Below are 19,581 nucleotides of genomic sequence, written 5' to 3'. Positions count from 1 at the left end.
GTGCGATCGCTGTGCGATGCTCTGCGCATGCAACGACGTGACTGGCTCTTCTCTGCCGCCGCCTGCGCGGCCGCGCTGCGGCTGAACGCAGCGCCCTCGCCCGCCGCGCTGCGCTGGCCGCACGACTTCGGCGCGCACCCCGAGTCGCGCACGGAATGGTGGTACCTGACCGGCTCGCTCGAAGCCGGCGCGCGGCTGTGGGGGTTCCAGGTCACGTTCTTCCGCTCGGCCACCGGCCTGGCCGCCGGAAGCACGAGCCGCTTCGCCGCCACCGAACTCGTGTTCGCACACGCCGCGTTGACCGACCTGGAGCAGAAGCGGCTGCGCCACGACCAGCGCATTGCGCGTGCCGGTTTCGGCACGGCTGATGCGGCCGTCGGCAACACGCAGGTGCTGCTGCGCGACTGGCGGCTCGCCCGCGAATCGGGCGCACCGGACAGCAGCCGCTACCGCGCTTCGATTCGCAGCGACAGCGCCGGTTTTGTTTTCGACCTGCAGTTCGACGCCACCCAGCCGCTGCTGGTGCAAGGGGTGAACGGCTTGTCGCAAAAGGGGCCGGGGGCTGCGCAGACGAGCCGCTACTACAGCGAGCCGCAGCTCGCCGTGCAGGGCACGCTCACGCTCGACGGCAAGCCGCTCGCCGTGCAGGGCCGGGCCTGGCTCGACCACGAATGGAGCGACACGCTGCTCGACCCGGCCGCCGTGGGCTGGGACTGGGTCGGCATGAACCTCGCCGACGGCAGCGCGCTCACCGCCTTTCGGGTGCGACGCGCCGACGGAACGAGCCTGTACGCGGGTGGCAGCTTTCGTGCGCCGGGGCAATCGCCGCGCAACTTCGGCGCTGACGAAGTGCGCTTCATTCCCGGCCGTGTGTGGGCCAGCCCGAGCTCGAAGGCGAACTACCCGGTCGATTGGCGCATCGACACGCCCGCCGGCGTGTTCAACGTGAAAGCCCTGCTCGACAACCAGGAACTCGACAGCCGCGGCAGCACCGGCGCGATCTACTGGGAAGGCTTGAGCGACCTGCTCGGCGCCAGCGGCCAGCGCGTGGGCCGCGGTTACCTAGAGATGACGGGCTACGCGGCCAGGTTGCAGCTATGAAGGTTCAATGTGCCCCGCCGCCGCCAGCGCCTGCACCCAGCGTGGGCTTGGAGAGCCACACCATCACGATCAGCACGAAGAACAAGACCGCCGAGAGGTAGAAGATGTCGGTCACGGCCATCGTGTAGGCCTGCTGGTCGAGCAGCCGGTTCACGGTGGCCAGGGCCTGCTGCGGGGTGGAACCGCTGGCCGCCAGTTGATCGAGCGTCTGCATCGCCGTGGCGTTGCCGCGGTTCACGCTCTCGGCGAGCTGCGCGTGGTGCAGGATCGCGCGGTCTTCCCACACGGTGGTGAACAGCGAGGTGCCGACCGCACCTGCGGTGATGCGCACGAAGTTCGACAAGCCCGCCGCCGAAGGCATGCGCTCTGGCGGCAGGCCCGAGAACACGATCGCCTGCAGCGGGATGAAGAAGAAGGCCATCGCCGCACCCTGCAGCACGGTCGGGATCAGGATCGTCGTGAAGTCGGCCTGGGTGTTGAAGTTGGAGCGCATCCACAGCACCAGACCGAAGCCGACGAAGGCCACGGTGGCCAGCTTGCGCGGGTCGATCCTGCTGACGTTCTTGCCGACCCAGGGCGACAGGATGATCGCGAGGATGCCGACCGGCGCCGTCGCCAGGCCGGCCCAGGTGGCGGTGTAGCCCATGTGCTGCTGCAACCACAGCGGCAGCAACACCACGTTGCCGAAGAACAGACCGTAGGCGATCGACAGCGCCAGGGTGCCCATCACGAAGTTGCGGCGCGCGAACAGGCGCAGGTCGACGATCGGGTGCTTCTCGGTCAGTTCCCAGGCCAGGAAGAACAGGAAACTCACGACCGAGACGACCGCCAGCGTGACGATCTGGCCTGACGAGAACCAGTCGAGCTCCTTGCCCTTGTCGATCATGATCTGCATCGTGCCGACGAAGAGCACGAGCAGCCCCAAGCCCACCACGTCGAGCGGCACGCGGCGCGGGCCGGGGTCGCGCTTCTTGTAGATCGACCAGGTGAGCGCGGCAGCGCCCAGGCCGACCGGCACGTTGATGTAGAAGATCCAGGGCCACGCGATGTTGTCGGTGATCCAGCCGCCGAGCAGCGGCCCGGCCACCGGTGCCACCAGCACCGTCATGGCCCACATCGCCATCGCGATGCCGGCCTTGGCACGCGGGTAGCTGGCGAGCAGCAGCGTCTGCGACAGCGGGATCATCGGCCCGGCCACCAGCCCCTGCAACACGCGGAAGGCGATCAGCGATTCGATGTTCGGCGCCAGGCCGCACAACCACGAAGCCAGCACGAACAGCAGGATGCTGGCGGTGAACAGGCGCACCTGGCCGAAACGCTGCGTGAGCCAACCGGTGAGCGGCACCGAGATCGCGTTGGCCACCGCGAACGAGGTGATCACCCAGGTGCCCTGCGCCGGGCTCACGCCCATGTCGCCCGAGATCGCGGGGATGGAGACGTTGGCGATCGAGGTGTCGAGCACGTTCATGAACGTGGCGAGCGACAACGCGACCGTGCCCAGCACGAGTTCGCTGCCCTTGAGCGGTGCGAACGCGACAGGCCCGGCGGGTGGCGCGGGCGGCGGCGCGGAAGGCGCTGGTTCGGCAGCGCCCGGCGCCACAGCGGCGGTGGAAGACATCAGTGGCTCCGGCAGGTCACTTCAGGCGGGTGGCGGCCTGCGCCAGAGCACTGCCACCGGCGAGTGTGGCGACCGATGCCGGCGCGGCGGAAACCGGGGCCGTGCTCGCCGACGACACCGACGACGGCGCCGACGCCACCTTGTGGCCACCGGCCACGTCGAGCTTGCCCACCTTGCCACCGTTGGCGACGATGATCTTGCGCACTTCGGCGTCGGCCGCGCTGTTGTTCTGCTCGAACACGCTGGTCTGCGACACGGCCGAAGCGCGCGACGCATCGGCCAGCATGCGGCCGTCGGTCTTGCTGGTGTCGACCTTCGCGTCCATCGACAAGCCCACGCGCAGCGGGTGCTCGACCAGTTGTTTCGCGTCGAGCGTGATGCGCACCGGCACACGCTGCACCACTTTGATCCAGTTGCCAGTGGCGTTCTGCGCCGGCAGCAGCGCGAACGCCGCGCCGGTGCCCGCGCCCAGGCCTTCGATCGTTCCGGTGTATTCGACCTTCTTGCCGTACACGTCGGCCTGCAGCGTCACCGGCTGGCCGATGCGCAGCTTCTGCAGCTGGCTTTCCTTGAAGTTGGCTTCGACCCAGACCTGGTTCAAGGCGATCACCGACATCAGCGGTGCGCCGGCTTGCACCCGGGCGCCGAGCTGCACGCTGCGCTTGGCGACATAACCGTCGACCGGGGCGAGCAGGTCGGCACGCTTGAGCGCGAGGTAGGCCTCGCGCACGCGAGCCGAAGCGCGCAGCACATTCGGGTGTTGTTCGAGCGCCGTGCCGTCGGTGAGCGTCTGGTTCGAGGCCAGCTGTTCGCGCGCCGCAAGCGCCGCCGACTGCGCCGCCGCCACGCTGCTGCGCGCTGCTGCGAGCTGCGAGTTGACGTGGTTGAACTCTTCCTTGCCGACGGCGCCGGTGGACACCAGCGGGGCGCGGCGTGTCACGTCGTCCTGCGCGCGAGCCAGTTCCGACTGCGAACGCGCGAGATCGGCTTCACGCAAGGCGATCTGCGCCTTCAGCGTGCCGTTGTTCGCGTACAGCGTGCGCACTTCTCGCACGGTCTGCGCGAGCTGGGCTTCGGCTTGGTCGAGCGCGACCTGCGCGTCGGCCGGGTCGAGCTTGACGAGAAGCTGGCCGGCTTTCACGTGGTCGGTGTCGTCGGCGTTGATCGCCACGACCGTGCCGCCGACCTGCGGCGTGAGCTGCACGACGTTGCCTTGCACATAGGCGTTGTCGGTTGACTCGTAGTGGTTCAGCACCAGCGCCCAGTAGGCGCCGTAGCCAATGCCGGCCAGCACGACAGCGGCGGCGACCGCGCCGAGCGCTCGTTTGCGAGCCGGGTTGCCTTGCGGTGCGGGGGTGGTGGTGGTCTCGGGGGCGGTCATGGTCTTTCTCCGGAAATCTGTTCGGTGTGTTCGGTGTTCAGCGCTGTGCCGGGGTGCCTGCGACGGCGGCGACACGCGGCATGTCGTTGGCCTCGCTCACGTAGCCACCGCCGAGCGCGCGGATCAGCGCGATCTGGCTGTCGAGCGCGCGCGCTTTCAGGTCGGCGGCCTGGCGGCGCTGGTTCAACACGCTCGCTTCGGCGTTGAGCACGGTCAGGTACGTGCCCAGGCCGGCCTTGTAGCGCTGGGTGGCCAGGTCGTAGGCCGACTCCGATGCAGTCTGCGCCAGCGCCTGCTCGCGCTGCTGGCGTTCGATCGAGCGCAGCGAACCGATCTGGTCGGCCACGTCGTGCACGGCGTCGATCACTGCGCCGTTGTAGCTTTCGATCGCGGTGTCGAGGTCGGCGGCCTTGCCCTTCAGATTGGCGCGCAGCCGGCCCGAGTCGAAGATCGGCAAACGGATCGCCGGGCCGGCGCCGTACTGTTCGCTGCCCGACTTGACGAGCTGGTCGAGGCCGATGCTGGCCAGGCCGACGAAGGCGGTGAGGTTCACGTTCGGATAGAACTGCGCCTTCGCACTCTTCATGTCGCTGCTCGCAGCTTCGATGCGCCAGCGCGCGGCGGTGATGTCGGCGCGGCGGCCGAGCAGGTCGGCCGGCACGGCGGCGGGCAAGGGCACGGCCTGCACGCTGCGGAGCAGGGGGCTCAGCGTGTCGAGCGCGTCGGGGGCCTGCGCGCTCAGCGCCGCCAGCGCGTGGCGCGCCAGCGTGATCTGTTCGGCCAGCGCTTCGATCTGCTGGCGCGACTCGGGCAAGGCGCCCTGCCCCTGGCGCAGTTCGACGGCCGTGTCGAGGCCGCCGTCGACCCGCTGGCGAATGAGCGACAGCGTTTCGTCGCGCTGCGCCAGCGCGCGTTCGGCGACGGTGCGCTGCTCGACCAGCCGCGCGAGCTGCACGTAGGTGCGCGCCACGTTGGCCGCAAGCAGGATGCGCGCGGCCTCGGTGTCGGCCTGTGCTGCGCGCTGCGCGCCCACGGCCGCGTCGAGCGCGGCGCGGTTGCGGCCGAACAGGTCGAGTTCCCACGAAGCGTTGGCCTGCAGTGTGCCGAGCGTGCGGATCGAACCGCCGAGTGGCGGCGGGTAGATGCTGGTGGCGCTGAAGCGCTGGCGCGTCACGTCGAAGGCGCCGTTGACTTGCGGGCCTTCGGTGGCTTGCGCGCCCGCCACGGCGGCCTGGGCGCGGCTGAGGCGCGCTTGCGTGACCTTCAGGCTCGGGTTGCCGGCCAGCGAACGCTGGATCAGATCGGTCAGCGAAGCATCGCCGAAACCGAGCCACCAGTCGGCAGCGACGGCGGGCGTGGCCACCTTGGCGTCGAGGCCGGCGGGGGCTTGCGTATGTGCCATCGGGGCGATGCCCGCGCTGCTGGCGCACCCGGCAAGCGTGAGCACCAGCGACGATGCAATCGCGACGGCCATGGCTGCCACCGTGGGCAAGGCGGCGCAACGGGCCGAGACCTGATCGAGGGAGGCGTCGGTCGTCGACAGCGGCGATAGTTGTTGTGGCTTCATTTGCTTAGGCAGGTATTTGGGCAAGAGTGGCCAGGGGATCGTCTTCATGATTTCAGTCGGCGTCGCGCAAGGCTTCGCCGGTCTCGAGCATGCGGTTCAGGTAGGTCTTGAGCGCCAGCCACTCGGTCTTCGAAAAGCCGGCGAGGTGCGCGTTCATCACGTCGCTCAACACGGCCGGCACGCCGGCCACCGCGGCCTCGCCTTCGGGCGTGAGCTCGACCTGCACGACACGGCGGTCTTCGGTCGAGCGCACGCGCTTGCACAAGCCCTTCTTTTCGAGGCGGTCGAGCAGACGCGTCATGGCTCCGGCATCGACTTGCAACCAGCGTGCCAGTTCTGCCACGGTGGCGCTGCCGGAGTTCTTGATCTTCAGCAGCGGGCCCCACTGCGCGCTCGTCAGGCCGTGCGCGTCGAGGCGCTTGTCGGCCTGGTAGACGATCGACAACATGATGCGTTTCATCAGGTACCCGACGCTCTCTTCGGCACAGTAGGTGCCGGCGCGGTAGAAGTCGGCGGGAGCGGGAGGACGGGCCACGGGAATAACCTTGCGGGTGGGAGTGCTCGAACTATAACTGCCTAGGCAATTATTGTCAAGGCTTGGCAAGGTCGACACCCTGCCGAAGCGCCGGCCGCGAGCCGCTGCCCTACACTGCCGGCCATGCCCAGCACCGCCACGCTCAACGCTCCTGCCACGCCCGCTCCGGCCACACCCGCCCGCAACGTCAAGTCGCTGAGCGGCCTGTTGCCCTTCTTGCGGCCCTACCGCGGGCGCATCGCATTCGCGGTGGTGTTTCTCGTGCTCGCGGCCGTGAGCACGCTGGTGTTCCCGGTGGCGCTGAAGTCGCTGATCGACCAGGGCCTGGTCGCCGCCGACAACGGCTCGCGCGTGATGGCGCTGCGCGAACACTTCTTCGCGCTGTTCGCGGTGGGCGCGGCGCTCGGCCTGTTTTCTGCGCTGCGCTTCTACATGGTCACCTGGCTCGGCGAGCGTGTCACCGCCGACCTGCGCAACGCGGTCTACGCGCATGTGGTGACGCAGAGCCCCGAGTTCTTCGAGACCACGCAGACCGGCGAGGTGCTGTCGCGCCTGACGACCGACACCACGCTGGTGCAGACCGTCGTGGGCTCCAGCCTGTCGATGGGTCTGCGCAACGCGGTGCTCGGCATCGGCGCGATGACGATGCTGATCGTGACCAACCCTTATGTGATGACGCAGGTGCTGGGTATCCTGATCCTGGTGGTGCTGCCGAGCCTGTATTTCGGCCGGCGCGTGCGCAAGCTCAGCCGCGCCAGCCAGGACCGGGTGGCCGATTCGAGCGCGATCGCCGCCGAGGTGCTGAACGCCATTCCGGTGGTGCAGAGCTACACGCAGGAGTTGCGCGAAGCGAAACGCTTCGACCTGTCGACCGAGAACGCTTTCGGCACCGCCGTGAAACGCACGCGCATGCGTGCCGCGCTGGTCGGCTTCATCATCACCGCGACCTTCGGTGCTTTGCTCTGGGGCCTGTACCAGGGCACGCAGGCGGTGGTGCGCGGCGACATCAGCGCCGGGCACCTGGGGCAGACGGTGGTCTACGTGATCATTCTCGTGAGCAGCGTGGCGGTGCTGTCCGAGGTCTACGGCGACCTGCTGCGCGCCGCCGGCGCCACCGAACGCCTGATGGAGTTGCTGAGCCTGCGCTCGCCGATCGCCTCGCCCGCGCAGCCGACGGCGCTTGCGGCGACGAGCGGTGGCTCGTCGGTGGCGCTGCGCGACGTGACCTTCCGCTACCCGTCGCGGCCACAGCACGCGACGCTCTCGCACTTCGACCTGAACGTGCAGCCCGGCGAAACGGTGGCGCTCGTCGGGCCGAGCGGCGCCGGCAAGAGCACGGTGTTCCAGCTGCTGCTGCGCTTCTACGACGTGGCGTCGGGCAGTGTCCTGGTCGACGGCGTGCCGGTGAAAGACGTGTCGCTCGACGACTTGCGCGAGCGCATCGGCATCGTGCCGCAAGACAGCGTGATCTTCTCGGCCGACGCGATGGAAAACATCCGCTACGGCAAGCCGACGGCGAGCGACGAAGAAGTGGTGGCGGCCGCGCAAGCCGCGTTCGCGCACGACTTCATCAGCGCCCTGCCCGAGGGCTACAAGACCTTTCTCGGCGAGCGTGGCGTGCGCTTGTCGGGCGGGCAACGCCAGCGCATCTCGATCGCGCGCGCGATGCTCAAGAACCCGCCGCTGCTGCTGCTCGACGAAGCCACCAGCGCGCTCGACGCCGAAAGCGAACGCATGGTGCAGGCCGCGCTCGAATCGGCGATGAAGGACCGCACCACGCTCGTGATCGCGCACCGCTTGTCGACCGTGCAGCGTGCCGACCGCATCGTGGTGCTCGAAGCCGGCCAGATCGTCGAGACCGGCACGCACGCGCAGTTGATCCATTCCGGCGGCCTGTATTCGCGCCTGGCGGCCTTGCAGTTCGACCGCTGATAATCCAATCCCGCTCAACCGGAAGTTCGCCGTGACCTCGCCCAACACCCGCCCCGTGCGTTCGCAGTACGAAGACTTCATGCGCCATGTGGACGCACACGGCGTGTTCAAGGCCGACCGCACCGGCACCGGCACGAAGAGCGTGTTCGGCCACCAGATGCGCTTCGACCTGAACGAAGGCTTTCCGCTCGTCACGACGAAGAAGGTGCATCTGAAGTCGATCATTCTCGAACTGCTGTGGTTCCTGCGTGGCGACGGGAATGCAAAGTGGCTGCAAGACCGCGGCGTGACGATCTGGAACGAATGGGCCAAACCCGACGGCGACCTCGGCCCGGTCTACGGCGTGCAATGGCGCTCGTGGCCCCAGCCCGGCGGCGGCCACATCGACCAGATCGCCGAAGTGGTCAAGCAGCTCAAGGGCAACCCTGATTCGCGCCGCATCATCGTCAGCGCCTGGAACGTGGCCGACCTGTCGAAGATGGCTTTGATGCCATGCCACGCCTTCTTCCAGTTCTACGTGGCCGAAGGGCGCCTGAGCTGCCAGCTCTACCAGCGCAGTGCCGACATCTTTCTCGGCGTGCCGTTCAACATCGCGAGCTACGCGCTGCTCACCCACATGCTGGCGCAGCAGTGCGACCTGCAGGTCGGCGACTTCATCTGGACCGGTGGCGACTGCCACATCTACAGCAACCACGCCGAGCAGGTGGCGGAGCAGCTTTCGCGCCAGCCGCGTGCCTACCCCACGCTCGAGATCAAGCGCCGGCCCGCGTCGATCTTCGACTACGAGTACGAGGACTTCGCGGTGCTGGGCTACGAGCCGCACCCGGCCATCAAGGCGCCGGTGGCTGTCTGAAGCGCTGCGGGCGCAAGTCCGCAAGACTTGTCAAGGCGGCTCGCGGCATCATGCGCACTCACGCCAGACAGGGAGTGTCGTGATGCAAGACACCGGGGTGGGCAGCGTCATCGGCAGCGCGAGGGTCGAACGCCGCTCGGAGCACGAGCACGCCGTTCAGGAAGCGCTGGCCCACCCTGGCCAGCATGAGTGGGCGCGCTACGAGCCACGCCTGCAACGTGTCATCGAGCACGTGCACGACCACCTCGACGAACCGCTCGACCTGAACGCGATGGCCGAATTGGCCTGCCTGTCGCCGCACCACTGGCACCGCATCTACCACGCGATGTACGGCGAAACCTTGGCCCACACCGTGAAGCGCCTGCGGCTGCATCGCGCGGCGGGGCAACTGGCTTGTTCCACGACAGCCGTCGCCCAGGTGGCCCGGGCCGCCGGCTACCCGAGCGTGCCCTCGTTCAACCGCACCTTCAAGTCGGTCTACGGTTTGCCGCCGGCCCGCTTTCGGGCGGCCGGCCAGCACCTCGAGTTCGAATTGCGGCCAGAGACGTCGCACGGCCCGGCCTTCGAGGTCACGGTGATTCACACCGAAGCGCTGCCGGTGCTCACGATGACGCACCGGGGTTCCTACATGGCGATCGGCCGGACCTTCGACCTGCTGTTCACGCGCCTCGCAGCGGCCGGCCTGGCGCGCCCCGGCATGCGCATGCTGACGCTGTACTTCGACGACCCCGATCTCGTGGCCGAAGGCGAACTGCGCGCGCAGGCCGCCGTGGCAGGCTTCGCCGAGCCCGCGGCCGACTGCGGCTTGCAGCGCACGACGATTCCCGCCGCCACTCTCGCCAGCCTGACGCACACCGGCCCTTACTCTTCGATGAAAGCGGCTTACCGCTGGCTCTTCGGCCACTGGCTCGTCAACTCCGGCTTCGAGCCGGCCAGCGGCCCGGTCGTCGAGGAGTATCTCAACAGCCCGCGCGACACGGCGCCGCAAGACTTGCGCACGCTGATCCAGTTGCCCTTGCGGGCCGGAGGCATCACCCCATGAGCAGCCGCAAGCAGACCTGGACCGACCGCCTGCAGGACGCGAGGCCGCATCAGGTCAAACCAGCCCCGATCGACATCGCGGGCATGAAGGCCGGGCAGATCATGCTGGTGCCCAGCGCGCTGATGGTCGACGCCTTCATCCGCACGCTGCCACGCGGCCGCAGCCTGAGTGCGCGCGAGTTGCGTGCCGCGATGGCCGCCGCGCACGGCGCAGAAGTGACCTGCCCCATCACCACCGGCTTTCACTTGCGCACCGTGGCCGAAGCGGCCTGGGAAGCGCTGGCCGCCGGAACGCCGATCAGCCACCTGGCGCCGGTGTGGCGCGTGCTGCCGCCGGATTCGCTGACCTTGAAGAAGTTGTCGTTCGACACCGCGTTCATCCGGCAACAGCGAGAGGACGAAGGCCTAGACCGAAAACCCGCGGTGAACGGCGCGAGGTCTGCGGCTAGACGAAGCTGACCGTCAACGGTGGCAAGCCGGCACTGAAGCGCGCGGCCCAGCGCTCGCCCGGCTCGACGGGCCATGCGTCGGTCCAGGTGCCGGTGGTGACCACGTCGCCGGCTTTGAGGTCGGGCGCACCGGGGCAGGCGCGCAGTTCTTGCAGAAAGTGGTGCAGTGCACGCAGCGGGTTGTCGAGCACATTGGCACCCACGCCTTCTTCGACGAGTGCACCGTTCCTGCTCAGGCCCAGGCCGGTGCGGGCCAGAGCCGCCTGCAGTTGCTGCGCATCGCTCGCGATGTCGGCGATCGGTGTCTTTCTCCCGACCAGCAGGCGCGCATGCAGGCCGCCGTCGGCGACGGTTTCTGCAGCGCTGAACTTCCAGCCTGGCCGGTGCGACTGCACCACCTCGAAGCCGGGGGCGACCCAGTCGAGCGCGTCGAAGAGTTCGTCGAGGCTCGCGCCGACGCAGGGCGTGGCCTTCAATCCGAACACCGCTTCGGGCTCGATGCGCGGCTGGCACAGGCGGGCCAGCGACACGACACCCTCGTCGCCATCGGCGAACGAGAGCGTGCTATCCCACACCGAACCCCAGATCGGCGCGAACACGCCGTAGCGCGGCCAGATGTTGCGGTTGGTGAAGCCGATCTTGTAGCCGCGAGGTGCCTCGCCACGCGCCAAGCGCAGCGCTCGCGACCCGAGCGCCACCTGGTAGGCCGCGGCCAGGTCGGTGAACGCAGGGTTCGGCCATGCGCCGGGCCAGGGCTGGCCCGAGTCGATGTGGTCGAGCAATACTTGCGGTGTCATGGCGGTCCCTTCTTCATTCACGTGGCGCATGAAAAAAGCTCCCGGGCGTTTGGGCGCCAGGGAGCTTGAATCATCGGCGGTCAACGCCGAACTGTCGTCTGGTGGAGCTGGGGGGAATCGAACCCCCGTCCGAAAGCCATTGCCGGGCAGATCTACACGCTTAGCTGACTGATTTGGTTTTAGATCGGCGGGTCGCGCAGCAGCACGCTACCCACTTCTCGATTCACTAGATTTAGTCCTGTGAAGAGTGACCCAACTCAGGACGAGCCAATGTGTATGACTTCGCAGCCTTCGGGTTACCCCTCAGGCCCAGCCCATCGGCCAACTGTTGCGAAGCTCACCGGTATTAAGCGGCGAGGGCGTACGTTTGATCGTTCGCAGTTACTTTGTTTCCAGTGGATTTACGAGCGAACTGGTGCTCGGCGTGCACTGTTCCAACTCCGCACCTTCGTCGAAGCCAGGTCAGCCCCAGAGCCCGTAGTTTAGGCCATCGCGAGCAACTGCAAGAGCTGCTGCGGGGTCTGCACGATGTGATCGGCACCCCAAGCGTCGATGGATTCACCCAGGCCGAGGTAGCCCCAGGCCACGGCGATCGTCGTCATGCCAGCCGCCTTGCCGGCCTGAACGTCGCGCAGATCGTCGCCCACGTAGACACAGGCATCGGGCTCGACGCGCATGCGCCGCGCCGCTTCGAGCAGCGGCTCGGGGTGCGGCTTGGCATGCGGCGTGGTGTCGCCGCACACCAGCGTGGCGGCGCGAGCGAGCAGACCCAGCGACTGCACCAGCGGTTCGCTGAAGCGCGTGGCCTTGTTGGTGACGATGCCCCAGGGCAAGGCCTGCGCGGCGAGTGCGTCGAGCAAGGGCAGCACTTCGTGGAAGACACGCGTGTCCTGCGTCATGCGTGCTTCGTAGCGTTGCAGGAATTCGTCGCGCAGCGGCGCGAACTCGGGCGCGGGCGGGGCCACATCGAACGCCCGCCCCACCATGCCGCGGGCACCCGAGCCGACCATCGGGCGAAAGTGCGCCAAGGGGTATGGCGCCAGCGCGCGCGCGACGCGCATGTCGTTGGCCGCGCCCGCCAGATCGGGCGCGCTGTCGATCAGCGTGCCATCGAGGTCGAACAGGACCGCACGGATCGGCCCCCCGCCGCTGGCCGACCTCATGCCGGCCGTCTGCAGGCCAGCAGATAGTTGACGCTGGTGTCGGCCGAGAGCCAGTAGCGCTGGGTCAGCGGGTTGTATTCCATGCCGCGGGTCTCGAGCAGGTCGAGCCCGGTGTTGCGGCACCACTGCGCGAGCTCGCTCGGGCGAATGAACTTGGCGTACTCGTGCGTGCCTTTCGGCAGCAGCTGCAGCACATGCTCGGCACCGACGATGGCGAAGACGAAGGCCTTGGCGTTGCGATTGATCGTGGAGAAGAAGACCCACCCGCCGGGCCTGACCAGCGTGGTGCAAGCCCGGACGATCGAAGACGGGTCGGGCACGTGTTCGAGCATCTCCATGCAGGTGACCACGTCGAAACTGCCGGGCGCTTCGGCCGCCAGCGCCTCGGCCGCGACCTCGCGGTACTCGACGTTCGGCGTCTGCGCTTCGAGGGCATGCAGCTGTGCCACTTTCAGCGGCTTGGTGGCGAGGTCGATGCCGAGCACGTGGGCACCGCGCCGTGCCATCGAGTCCGACAGGATGCCGCCGCCGCAGCCGATGTCGAGCACGCGCTTGCCTGCCAGCGCCGAATGCGCGTCGATCCAGTCGAGCCGCAGGGGGTTGATCTGGTGCAGCGGGCGGAATTCGCTCTCGGTGTCCCACCAGCGGTGGGCCAGCTCGCTGAACTTCGCGAGCTCCTGCGGGTCGGCGTTGATCGTTTGGGTCATGGGGCTATCGTATCGAATGACGGCGCTGGAAGGCCGAGGCCAGAAAGCAGAAAACCCCGCCAGGGCGGGGTTTTCAAGGTCAGCGCGAGGCTGATTACTTCTTGGTGCGCGTACCGACCACTTCGATTTCGACGCGGCGGTTCTTTTGCTTGCCTTCCTTCGTCTTGTTGTCGGCAACCGGCTGCTTTTCGCCCTTGCCTTCGGTGTAGACGCGGTTCTTCTCGATGCCCTTGCCGACCAGATAGGCCTTCACGGATTCCGAACGCTGAACCGACAGCTTCTGGTTGTAGGCATCGCCACCATCGGAGTCGGTGTGGCCGACGGCGATGATCACTTCGAGGTTGATGCCACCCATCTTGCTGACGAGGTCGTCGAGCTTGGCCTTGCCTTCGGGCTTCAGGTTCCACTTGGCCACGTCGAAGAACGCGTCAGCGGCGAAGGTCACCTTCTCGCTCACAGGAGCCGGCGGCGGCGGGGGCGGCGGCGGAGCGACCGGAGCAGCGGCCGGTGCAGGTGCCGGAGCAGCGGCGGGGGCCGGTGCAGGAGCGGGAGCCGGGGCAGCCATCGGCTTGATCGCGCCATCGCAATCGGCCAGGGCGGTCGCGGGGGTCCACGAGCCATCGCGCCAGCAGAGTTCGTTGGTGCCGTTCTTCCAGGGCAGGTTACCGCTGCCGTTGACCCAGTTGTCAACCGACTGCGCGAACGCGCCGGACATGGAAGTTGCGAGGGCAGCGGTTGCAAAGAGCGACGCCACCTTGTTCAGTTTCTTCATGATTCTCCTCTCGAGGGAAGGCGCAGTAATGTTCTGCAAAACGTCCGAACCGGAATCGGAAAGTACTGGTTAACTCCCGCAGCACGGGCGCTGACCACCGACCGACTTATTGTGCCATAGGGCATTCGACGAACCTCTTTTTGGGGCACCCGGTGGCGCTCGGCCGGGTTGATGTTGCTTCGTCGCGACAACCAACGCCAACTACAATCTTGGGTTGCGTAGGGCGCGCGGCATGGTTTTGCCGCCCGAACGCTCCTCCCCAGGCTCCGTTGCACATATCGCATGACTCAGTTCGCCAAGGAAACGCTGCCCATCAGCCTGGAAGAGGAAATGCGCCGGTCGTACCTCGACTACGCGATGAGCGTGATCGTGGGCCGCGCCCTCCCCGACGCTCGTGACGGCCTCAAGCCGGTGCATCGGCGTGCACTGTTCGCGATGCACGAGCTGAACAACGACTGGAACCGGCCCTACAAGAAGTCGGCCCGCATCGTCGGCGACGTGATCGGCAAGTACCACCCGCACGGCGACCAGTCGGTCTACGACACCATCGTGCGCCTGGCGCAAGACTTCTCGATGCGGCACATGCTGGTCGACGGCCAAGGCAATTTCGGCTCGGTCGACGGCGACAACGCTGCGGCGATGCGCTACACCGAGATCCGCCTGGCCAAGATCGCGCACGAGATGCTCGCCGATCTCGACAAGGAAACGGTCGACTTCGGCCCCAACTACGACGGCAGCGAAAAAGAGCCGCTGGTCATGCCCAGCCGCCTGCCGAACCTGCTGGTCAACGGTTCGGGCGGCATCGCCGTGGGCATGGCGACGAACATCCCGCCGCACAACCTGAACGAGGTCGTCGACGCCTGCCACCACCTGCTGAAGAACCCGGGCGCCAGCGTCGAAGAGCTGATGGAGATCATCCCGGCGCCCGACTTCCCGACCGCCGGCATCATCTACGGCCTCTCGGGCGTGCGCGACGGCTACCGCACCGGCCGCGGCAAGGTGGTCATGCGCGCCAAGTGCCACTTCGAAGACATCGACAAGGGCCAGCGCCAGTCGATCATCGTCGACGAGATTCCCTACCAGGTGAACAAGAAGACGCTGCTCGAGCGCATCGCTGAGCTGGTGCACGAGAAGAAGCTCGAGGGCATCAGCCACATCCAGGACGAGTCCGACAAGTCGGGCATGCGGGTGGTGATCGAGCTCAAGCGCGGCGAGGTGCCCGAGGTCGTGCTGAACAACCTCTACAAGCAGACCCAGCTGCAAGACACCTTCGGCATGAACATGGTGGCGCTGATCGACGGCCAGCCGCGTTTGTGCAACCTGAAAGACCTGATCGAGGTCTTTCTCGAACACCGCCGCGAGGTCGTCACCCGCCGCACCGTGTTCGAGCTGCGCAAGGCACGCGAACGGGGCCATGTGCTCGAAGGCCTGGCCGTGGCGCTGGCCAACATCGACGAGTTCATCGAGACCATCAAGGCCTCGCCGACCCCGCCGGTCGCGAAAGCCGCGCTGATGAGCAAGAGCTGGGACTCGGCCATGGTGCGCGAGATGCTCTCGCGCGTGGCCGGCGACAACCCCGGCGGGCTCGACGCCTACCGGCCCGAAGGCCTGCCGAAGAACTTCGGCATCCAGCCCGACGGCTTGTACCGCCTGTCGGACGACCAGGCCAGCGAAATCCTGCAGATGCGCCTGCAGCGCCTGACCGGGCTCGAGCAGGACAAGATCATCGGCGAGTACAAGGAGGTGATGACGCAGATCACCGATCTGCTGAACATCCTGAACACGCCGGCCCGCGTCACGACGATCATCTCCGACGAGCTCGCCGCCATCAAGGCCGAGTTCGGGCAGACCAAGATCGGCGCGCGCCGCAGCGTGATCGAGCACAACGCGATGGACCTCGGCACCGAGGACCTGATCACGCCGACCGACATGGTGGTGACGCTCTCGCACACCGGCTACATCAAGAGCCAGGCGCTCAGCGAATACCGCGCACAGAAACGCGGTGGCCGCGGAAAGCAGGCCACCCAGACCAAGGAAGACGACTGGATCGACCAGCTCTTCATCGCCAACACGCACGACTACATCCTGTGCTTCACCAACAAGGGCCGGGTCTACTGGCTCAAGGTCTGGGAAGTGCCGCAAGGCTCGCGCAATTCGCGCGGCCGCCCGATCGTCAACATGTTCCCGCTGCAGCCTGGCGAGAAGGTCAACGTGGTGCTGCCGCTGACCGGCACGTTCCGCACCTTCCCGGCCGACCACTACGTGTTCATGGCCACCGCGCAGGGCACGGTCAAGAAGACCGCGCTCGACGAGTTCAGCAACCCGCGCAAGGCCGGGATCATCGCGGTCGATCTCGATCCCGACGACTTCCTCATCGGTGCGGCGCTCACCGACGGCGAACATGACGTGATGCTGTTCAGCGACGGTGGCAAGGCCGTGCGCTTCGACGAGAACGAGGTGCGCCCACTGAGCCGCACTGCGCGCGGCGTGCGCGGAATGACACTCGAAGAAGACCAGAGCGTGATCGCGCTTCTGGTCGCCGAAGACGAGACACAGAGTGTGCTCACGGCGACCGAGAACGGCTTCGGCAAGCGCACCTCGATCACCGAATACACCCGGCACCTTCGTGGTGGCAAGGGGATGATCGCGATCGTGCAGAGCGAGCGCAACGGCAAGGTCGTGGCCGCCACGCTGGTGCGCGCCGACGACGAGATCATGCTGATCACCGACAAGGGCGTGCTGGTGCGCACCCGTGTTTCCGAGATCCGCGAACTCGGCCGCGCCACGCAAGGCGTGACGCTGATCGCGCTTGACGGCGGCACCCAGCTCAGCGGCGTGCAACGCATCGTCGAGAACGACGCGAATGGCGACGCGAACGGCGACGCTTCCAACGAACCCGGCGGCGAGCCCCCGACCGAGGAGAACTCCTGATGAAAAATACGATCGTCGTGGCGCTGCTCGCCAGCGCCACGCTGGTGCACGCGCAGACCGCTTCCGCACCGGCGCCCGTCTCGGCCGCCAAGAAAGAGCTCGTGCAGAAGGTGCTGTTGTTGCAACAGCCCGCCATCGAGAACATGGCGCGCAATCTCGTCGAACAACCCGCCGGGCAGATGATGCAGGCGGCCGGCCGTGCCTTGCAGCAGCAGGTGCCGGCCGAGAAGCGCGAAGCCGTCGGCAAGGGCATCGAGGCCGACGTCAGGAAGTACGTGGACGAGTCCTACCCGACCATCCGCGACCGCGCCGTGAAGATCGCGCCCACGACCATCGGCGCCGTGCTCGAAGAGAAGTTCACCGAAGACGAACTCAAGCAGCTGATCGCCTGGCTGGAATCGTCTGTCAACAAGAAGTACCTGCAGCTCGGCCCCGAGATGCAGAACGGCTTCATGCAGAAGCTCGTCACCGAAGCGCGCCCCGTGCTCGACCCCAAACTGCAGGCGCTCGAGACCAAGGTGCGCACTTCGCTGGGGGTGCCGGCCGAGCCGGCCACGTCGTCTGCGCCGGCAGCGTCGCCCAAGGCGCCGGCGCCAGCGCGCAAGGCGTCGGGCGCCAAGTGATCGGCTGGTGAGCGCTCAGGGCAGCGCCCGCCCCGCCGTCGCCGCGCCGGCGGGGTCTTGACGCATGCGAGAATTTGCGCTCGACCATGGCTGACCCCTCCCCCGCAAACGCCGACACCCTGCTCGCTTTCCGCGTGCAGATCGATGCGCTCGACCGTGAGTTGCTCGCGCTGCTGAACCGCCGTGCCGCGCTGGCGCAAGAGGTCGGCGAGGTCAAGAAGCGCGAAGGCTCGGTGGCCTTCAGGCCGGAGCGTGAAGCGCAGGTCATCGACGGCCTCAAGCTGGCCAACGCCGGCCCGCTCAAGTCCGACAGCGTGGCACCGATCTGGCGCGAGATCATGTCGGCCTGCCGCGCGCTCGAAACGCCCACGCGGGTGGCCTACCTCGGGCCGGCCGGCACCTTCAGCGAAGAAGCCGCGCTCGGTTTCTTCGGCTCGTCGATCGTGCACGTGCCCTGCGCCAACTTCGACGAGGTGTTCCACGCCACCAGCGCCGGCTCGGCCGACTTCGGCGTGGTGCCGGTCGAGAATTCCAGCGAAGGTGTGGTCACGCGCTCGCTCGACCTGTTCCTGACCACGCCCTTGTTCATCATCGGCGAGACCAGCCTCTATGTGCGTCACCACCTGCTGCGCGGCGTGAATTCGCTCGACGGCATCGAGGCGGTCTGTGCGCATCCGCAGGCGCTGGCGCAGTGCCATGGCTGGCTGAGCAACCACTTGCCCAACGTTGAACGGCGGCCGGTGTCGAGCAATGCCGAAGGCGCGCGCCTGGCGGGCGCCGACCCACGCCTGGCCGGCATCGCCAGCGAGCGCGCGGCCAGCCAGTTCGGCCTGCACGTGGTGGCACCGGCGGTGCAGGACGACGCCCACAACCGCACCCGCTTCGCCATCGTCGCGCACCCGCACAAGCACCCGCAGCCGAAGGCCTCGGGGCACGACTGCACCAGCCTCGTCGTCTCGGTGAAGAACCAGCCCGGCGCGGTGCACGACATGCTGGTACCGCTGAAGCAACACGGTGTGTCGATGACCCGGTTCGAGTCACGCCCCGCCCGATCCGGCCAGTGGGAGTACTACTTCTACATCGACCTGCAGGGCCACCCCGACCAACCCCACGTCGCCGCGGCGTTGCAAGAGCTGCGCGAGGTCTGCGCGTTCTTCAAGCTGCTCGGCACCTACCCCATCGATGTGCACTGACGAGGGCACTCAAGTCTCATGTTCAACCAACTCGGAGTGATCGGCTGTGGCCTGATGGGCGGATCATTCGCGCTCGCGCTCAAGCGTGCCGGCCTCGTCAAGCGCGTGATCGGCTACAGCAAGTCGCCTTCCACCACCGAGAAGGCGAAGAAGCTCGGCATCATCGACACTGCTGCCGAATCGGCGCTGCTGGCCGTGTCGGGTTCCGACATCGTGTTGATCGCCGTGCCGGTGTCGGCGACCGAAGCCACCTTCAAGGCGATTCGCCATCTCGTCGAGCCCGGCCTTCTGCTGATGGACGTGGGTTCGACCAAACGTGACGTGGTCGATGCCGCCCGGCGCGTGCTGAAAGACCGCATCGGCTCGTTCGTTCCGGCGCACCCGATCGCGGGCAAAGAGGTGGCTGGCATCGCCCACGCCGACGCCGCGCTGTACAACGGCCGCCAGGTGATCCTCACGCCTCTGCCGCAAACCTCGCCCGAGCTGGTGCAGAAGGCCACCGACGCCTGGGCCGCCATCGGCTCGCAGGTCTTGCGCATGACGCCCGAGAACCACGACGCCGCGTTCGCCGCGGTGAGCCACCTGCCGCACCTGCTGGCCTTCGCGTACTTCAATTCGGTGGCGCGGCAACCCGCGGGGCGCGACTACTTGTCGCTCGCCGGCCCGGGCTTTCGCGACTTCACGCGCATCGCCGCGAGCGACCCGACCGTCTGGCGTGACATCCTGATGTCGAACCGCGAAGAATTGCTGAAGCAGACGATGCGCGTCCGCCACGCCCTCGAAGCGATGGAAATCGCGATCAAGTCGGGCAATGCCGAAGCGCTGGAAGACATGATCCGCAGTGCTTCCGATGCGCGCGCCGGCTGGCAGATGAACGCTTCCAAGCCGAACACCAGCCACTGATTTTTTTGCGCCGCA

At 67.2% G+C, this 19,581-nt stretch carries 17 protein-coding genes and 1 other RNA gene; 9 read left to right on the top strand and 9 right to left on the bottom strand.

The features are described 5' to 3' along the window. Window positions 1-27 precede the first annotated feature (27 nt). Window positions 28-1,101 carry a lipocalin-like domain-containing protein gene (locus tag AC30PD_RS08625; RefSeq protein WP_489535243.1) on the top strand — a complete coding sequence of 358 codons (1,074 nt, stop codon included), beginning with the start codon at window positions 28-30 and terminating at the stop codon, window positions 1,099-1,101. Window positions 1,102-1,105: 4 nt separating this feature from the next. Here the strand turns inward: AC30PD_RS08625 and AC30PD_RS08620 are convergent, their stop codons facing one another. From AC30PD_RS08620 to AC30PD_RS08605, 4 genes are all read right to left on the bottom strand, one after another. After that, window positions 1,106-2,719 (bottom strand): DHA2 family efflux MFS transporter permease subunit, encoded by a 1,614-nt coding sequence (locus AC30PD_RS08620; protein ID WP_489535242.1) that lies wholly within the window; start codon window positions 2,717-2,719, stop codon window positions 1,106-1,108. Window positions 2,720-2,735: 16 nt separating this feature from the next. Continuing rightward, a complete protein-coding gene (locus tag AC30PD_RS08615) occupies window positions 2,736-4,100 on the bottom strand; it encodes an EmrA/EmrK family multidrug efflux transporter periplasmic adaptor subunit (protein WP_489535241.1) in 1,365 nt (454 codons plus the stop codon). A 37-nt stretch (window positions 4,101-4,137) separates the two neighbouring features. Beyond that, window positions 4,138-5,574, bottom strand: a complete 1,437-nt coding sequence (locus AC30PD_RS08610) for an efflux transporter outer membrane subunit (RefSeq protein ID WP_489535240.1) — start codon at window positions 5,572-5,574, stop codon at window positions 4,138-4,140. Between the two features lie 145 nt (window positions 5,575-5,719). Beyond that, window positions 5,720-6,202 (bottom strand): MarR family winged helix-turn-helix transcriptional regulator, encoded by a 483-nt coding sequence (locus tag AC30PD_RS08605; protein ID WP_489535239.1) that lies wholly within the window; start codon window positions 6,200-6,202, stop codon window positions 5,720-5,722. Between the two features lie 123 nt (window positions 6,203-6,325). Between AC30PD_RS08605 and AC30PD_RS08600 the strand changes: the two genes are divergently transcribed. The 4 genes from AC30PD_RS08600 (at window position 6,326) to AC30PD_RS08585 (ending at window position 10,487) form a co-directional block, all read left to right on the top strand. After that, window positions 6,326-8,134, top strand: coding sequence for an ABC transporter transmembrane domain-containing protein (locus AC30PD_RS08600; protein WP_489535238.1), 1,809 nt, complete (start codon window positions 6,326-6,328; stop codon window positions 8,132-8,134). Between the two features lie 31 nt (window positions 8,135-8,165). Then, window positions 8,166-8,987 (top strand): thymidylate synthase, encoded by an 822-nt coding sequence (locus AC30PD_RS08595; protein ID WP_489535237.1) that lies wholly within the window; start codon window positions 8,166-8,168, stop codon window positions 8,985-8,987. 82 nt (window positions 8,988-9,069) lie between these two features. Beyond that, on the top strand, window positions 9,070-10,029 hold the full coding sequence (locus AC30PD_RS08590) for an AraC family transcriptional regulator (protein ID WP_489535236.1): 960 nt from the start codon (window positions 9,070-9,072) through the stop codon (window positions 10,027-10,029). Further along, window positions 10,026-10,487: a hypothetical protein gene (locus AC30PD_RS08585; protein WP_489535235.1), complete on the top strand. Its 462-nt coding sequence runs from the start codon at window positions 10,026-10,028 to the stop codon at window positions 10,485-10,487. The genes AC30PD_RS08590 and AC30PD_RS08585 overlap by 4 nt, the downstream gene beginning before the upstream one ends. Here the strand turns inward: AC30PD_RS08585 and AC30PD_RS08580 are convergent. The 5 genes from AC30PD_RS08580 to ompA form a co-directional block, all read right to left on the bottom strand. Next, window positions 10,474-11,274, bottom strand: coding sequence for a 2-keto-4-pentenoate hydratase (locus AC30PD_RS08580; protein WP_489535234.1), 801 nt, complete (start codon window positions 11,272-11,274; stop codon window positions 10,474-10,476). The two genes, AC30PD_RS08585 and AC30PD_RS08580, sit on opposite strands and share 14 nt — an antisense overlap. Window positions 11,275-11,373: 99 nt before the next feature. Then, window positions 11,374-11,744, bottom strand: a transfer-messenger RNA (tmRNA) gene (gene ssrA / locus AC30PD_RS08575). A 12-nt stretch (window positions 11,745-11,756) separates the two neighbouring features. Then, entirely contained in the window at window positions 11,757-12,437 is a 681-nt protein-coding gene (gene gph / locus AC30PD_RS08570) for a phosphoglycolate phosphatase (RefSeq protein ID WP_489535233.1), read from the bottom strand. After that, complete coding sequence (gene ubiG / locus AC30PD_RS08565; RefSeq protein WP_489535232.1) at window positions 12,434-13,144, bottom strand: bifunctional 2-polyprenyl-6-hydroxyphenol methylase/3-demethylubiquinol 3-O-methyltransferase UbiG; 711 nt, start codon at window positions 13,142-13,144, stop codon at window positions 12,434-12,436. Before ubiG ends, gph begins: the two co-directional genes overlap by 4 nt. A 94-nt stretch (window positions 13,145-13,238) precedes the next feature. Next, on the bottom strand, window positions 13,239-13,916 hold the full coding sequence (gene ompA, locus AC30PD_RS08560) for an outer membrane protein OmpA (RefSeq protein WP_489535231.1): 678 nt from the start codon (window positions 13,914-13,916) through the stop codon (window positions 13,239-13,241). Between the two features lie 282 nt (window positions 13,917-14,198). On the opposite strand from ompA, the gene gyrA reads away from it, so the two are divergent. From gyrA to AC30PD_RS08540, 4 genes are all read left to right on the top strand, one after another. Then, window positions 14,199-16,847: a DNA gyrase subunit A gene (gene gyrA, locus AC30PD_RS08555; RefSeq protein WP_489535230.1), complete on the top strand. Its 2,649-nt coding sequence runs from the start codon at window positions 14,199-14,201 to the stop codon at window positions 16,845-16,847. After that, window positions 16,847-17,470, top strand: a complete 624-nt coding sequence (locus tag AC30PD_RS08550) for a DUF2059 domain-containing protein (RefSeq protein ID WP_489535229.1) — start codon at window positions 16,847-16,849, stop codon at window positions 17,468-17,470. The genes gyrA and AC30PD_RS08550 overlap by 1 nt, the downstream gene beginning before the upstream one ends. Before the next feature lie 86 nt (window positions 17,471-17,556). Continuing rightward, window positions 17,557-18,663, top strand: coding sequence for a prephenate dehydratase (pheA, locus tag AC30PD_RS08545; RefSeq protein ID WP_489535228.1), 1,107 nt, complete (start codon window positions 17,557-17,559; stop codon window positions 18,661-18,663). An 18-nt stretch (window positions 18,664-18,681) separates the two neighbouring features. After that, on the top strand, window positions 18,682-19,566 hold the full coding sequence (locus AC30PD_RS08540; RefSeq protein ID WP_489535227.1) for a prephenate dehydrogenase: 885 nt from the start codon (window positions 18,682-18,684) through the stop codon (window positions 19,564-19,566). Window positions 19,567-19,581 lie beyond the last annotated feature (15 nt).

Origin of the sequence: Rhizobacter sp., from assembly GCF_032229685.1 — a bacterium.
Taxonomy (GTDB): domain Bacteria; phylum Pseudomonadota; class Gammaproteobacteria; order Burkholderiales; family Burkholderiaceae_C; genus LMDS01.
Note: the sequence above shows the minus strand (reverse complement) of the source record. Positions and strands in the feature narration are given on the sequence as shown.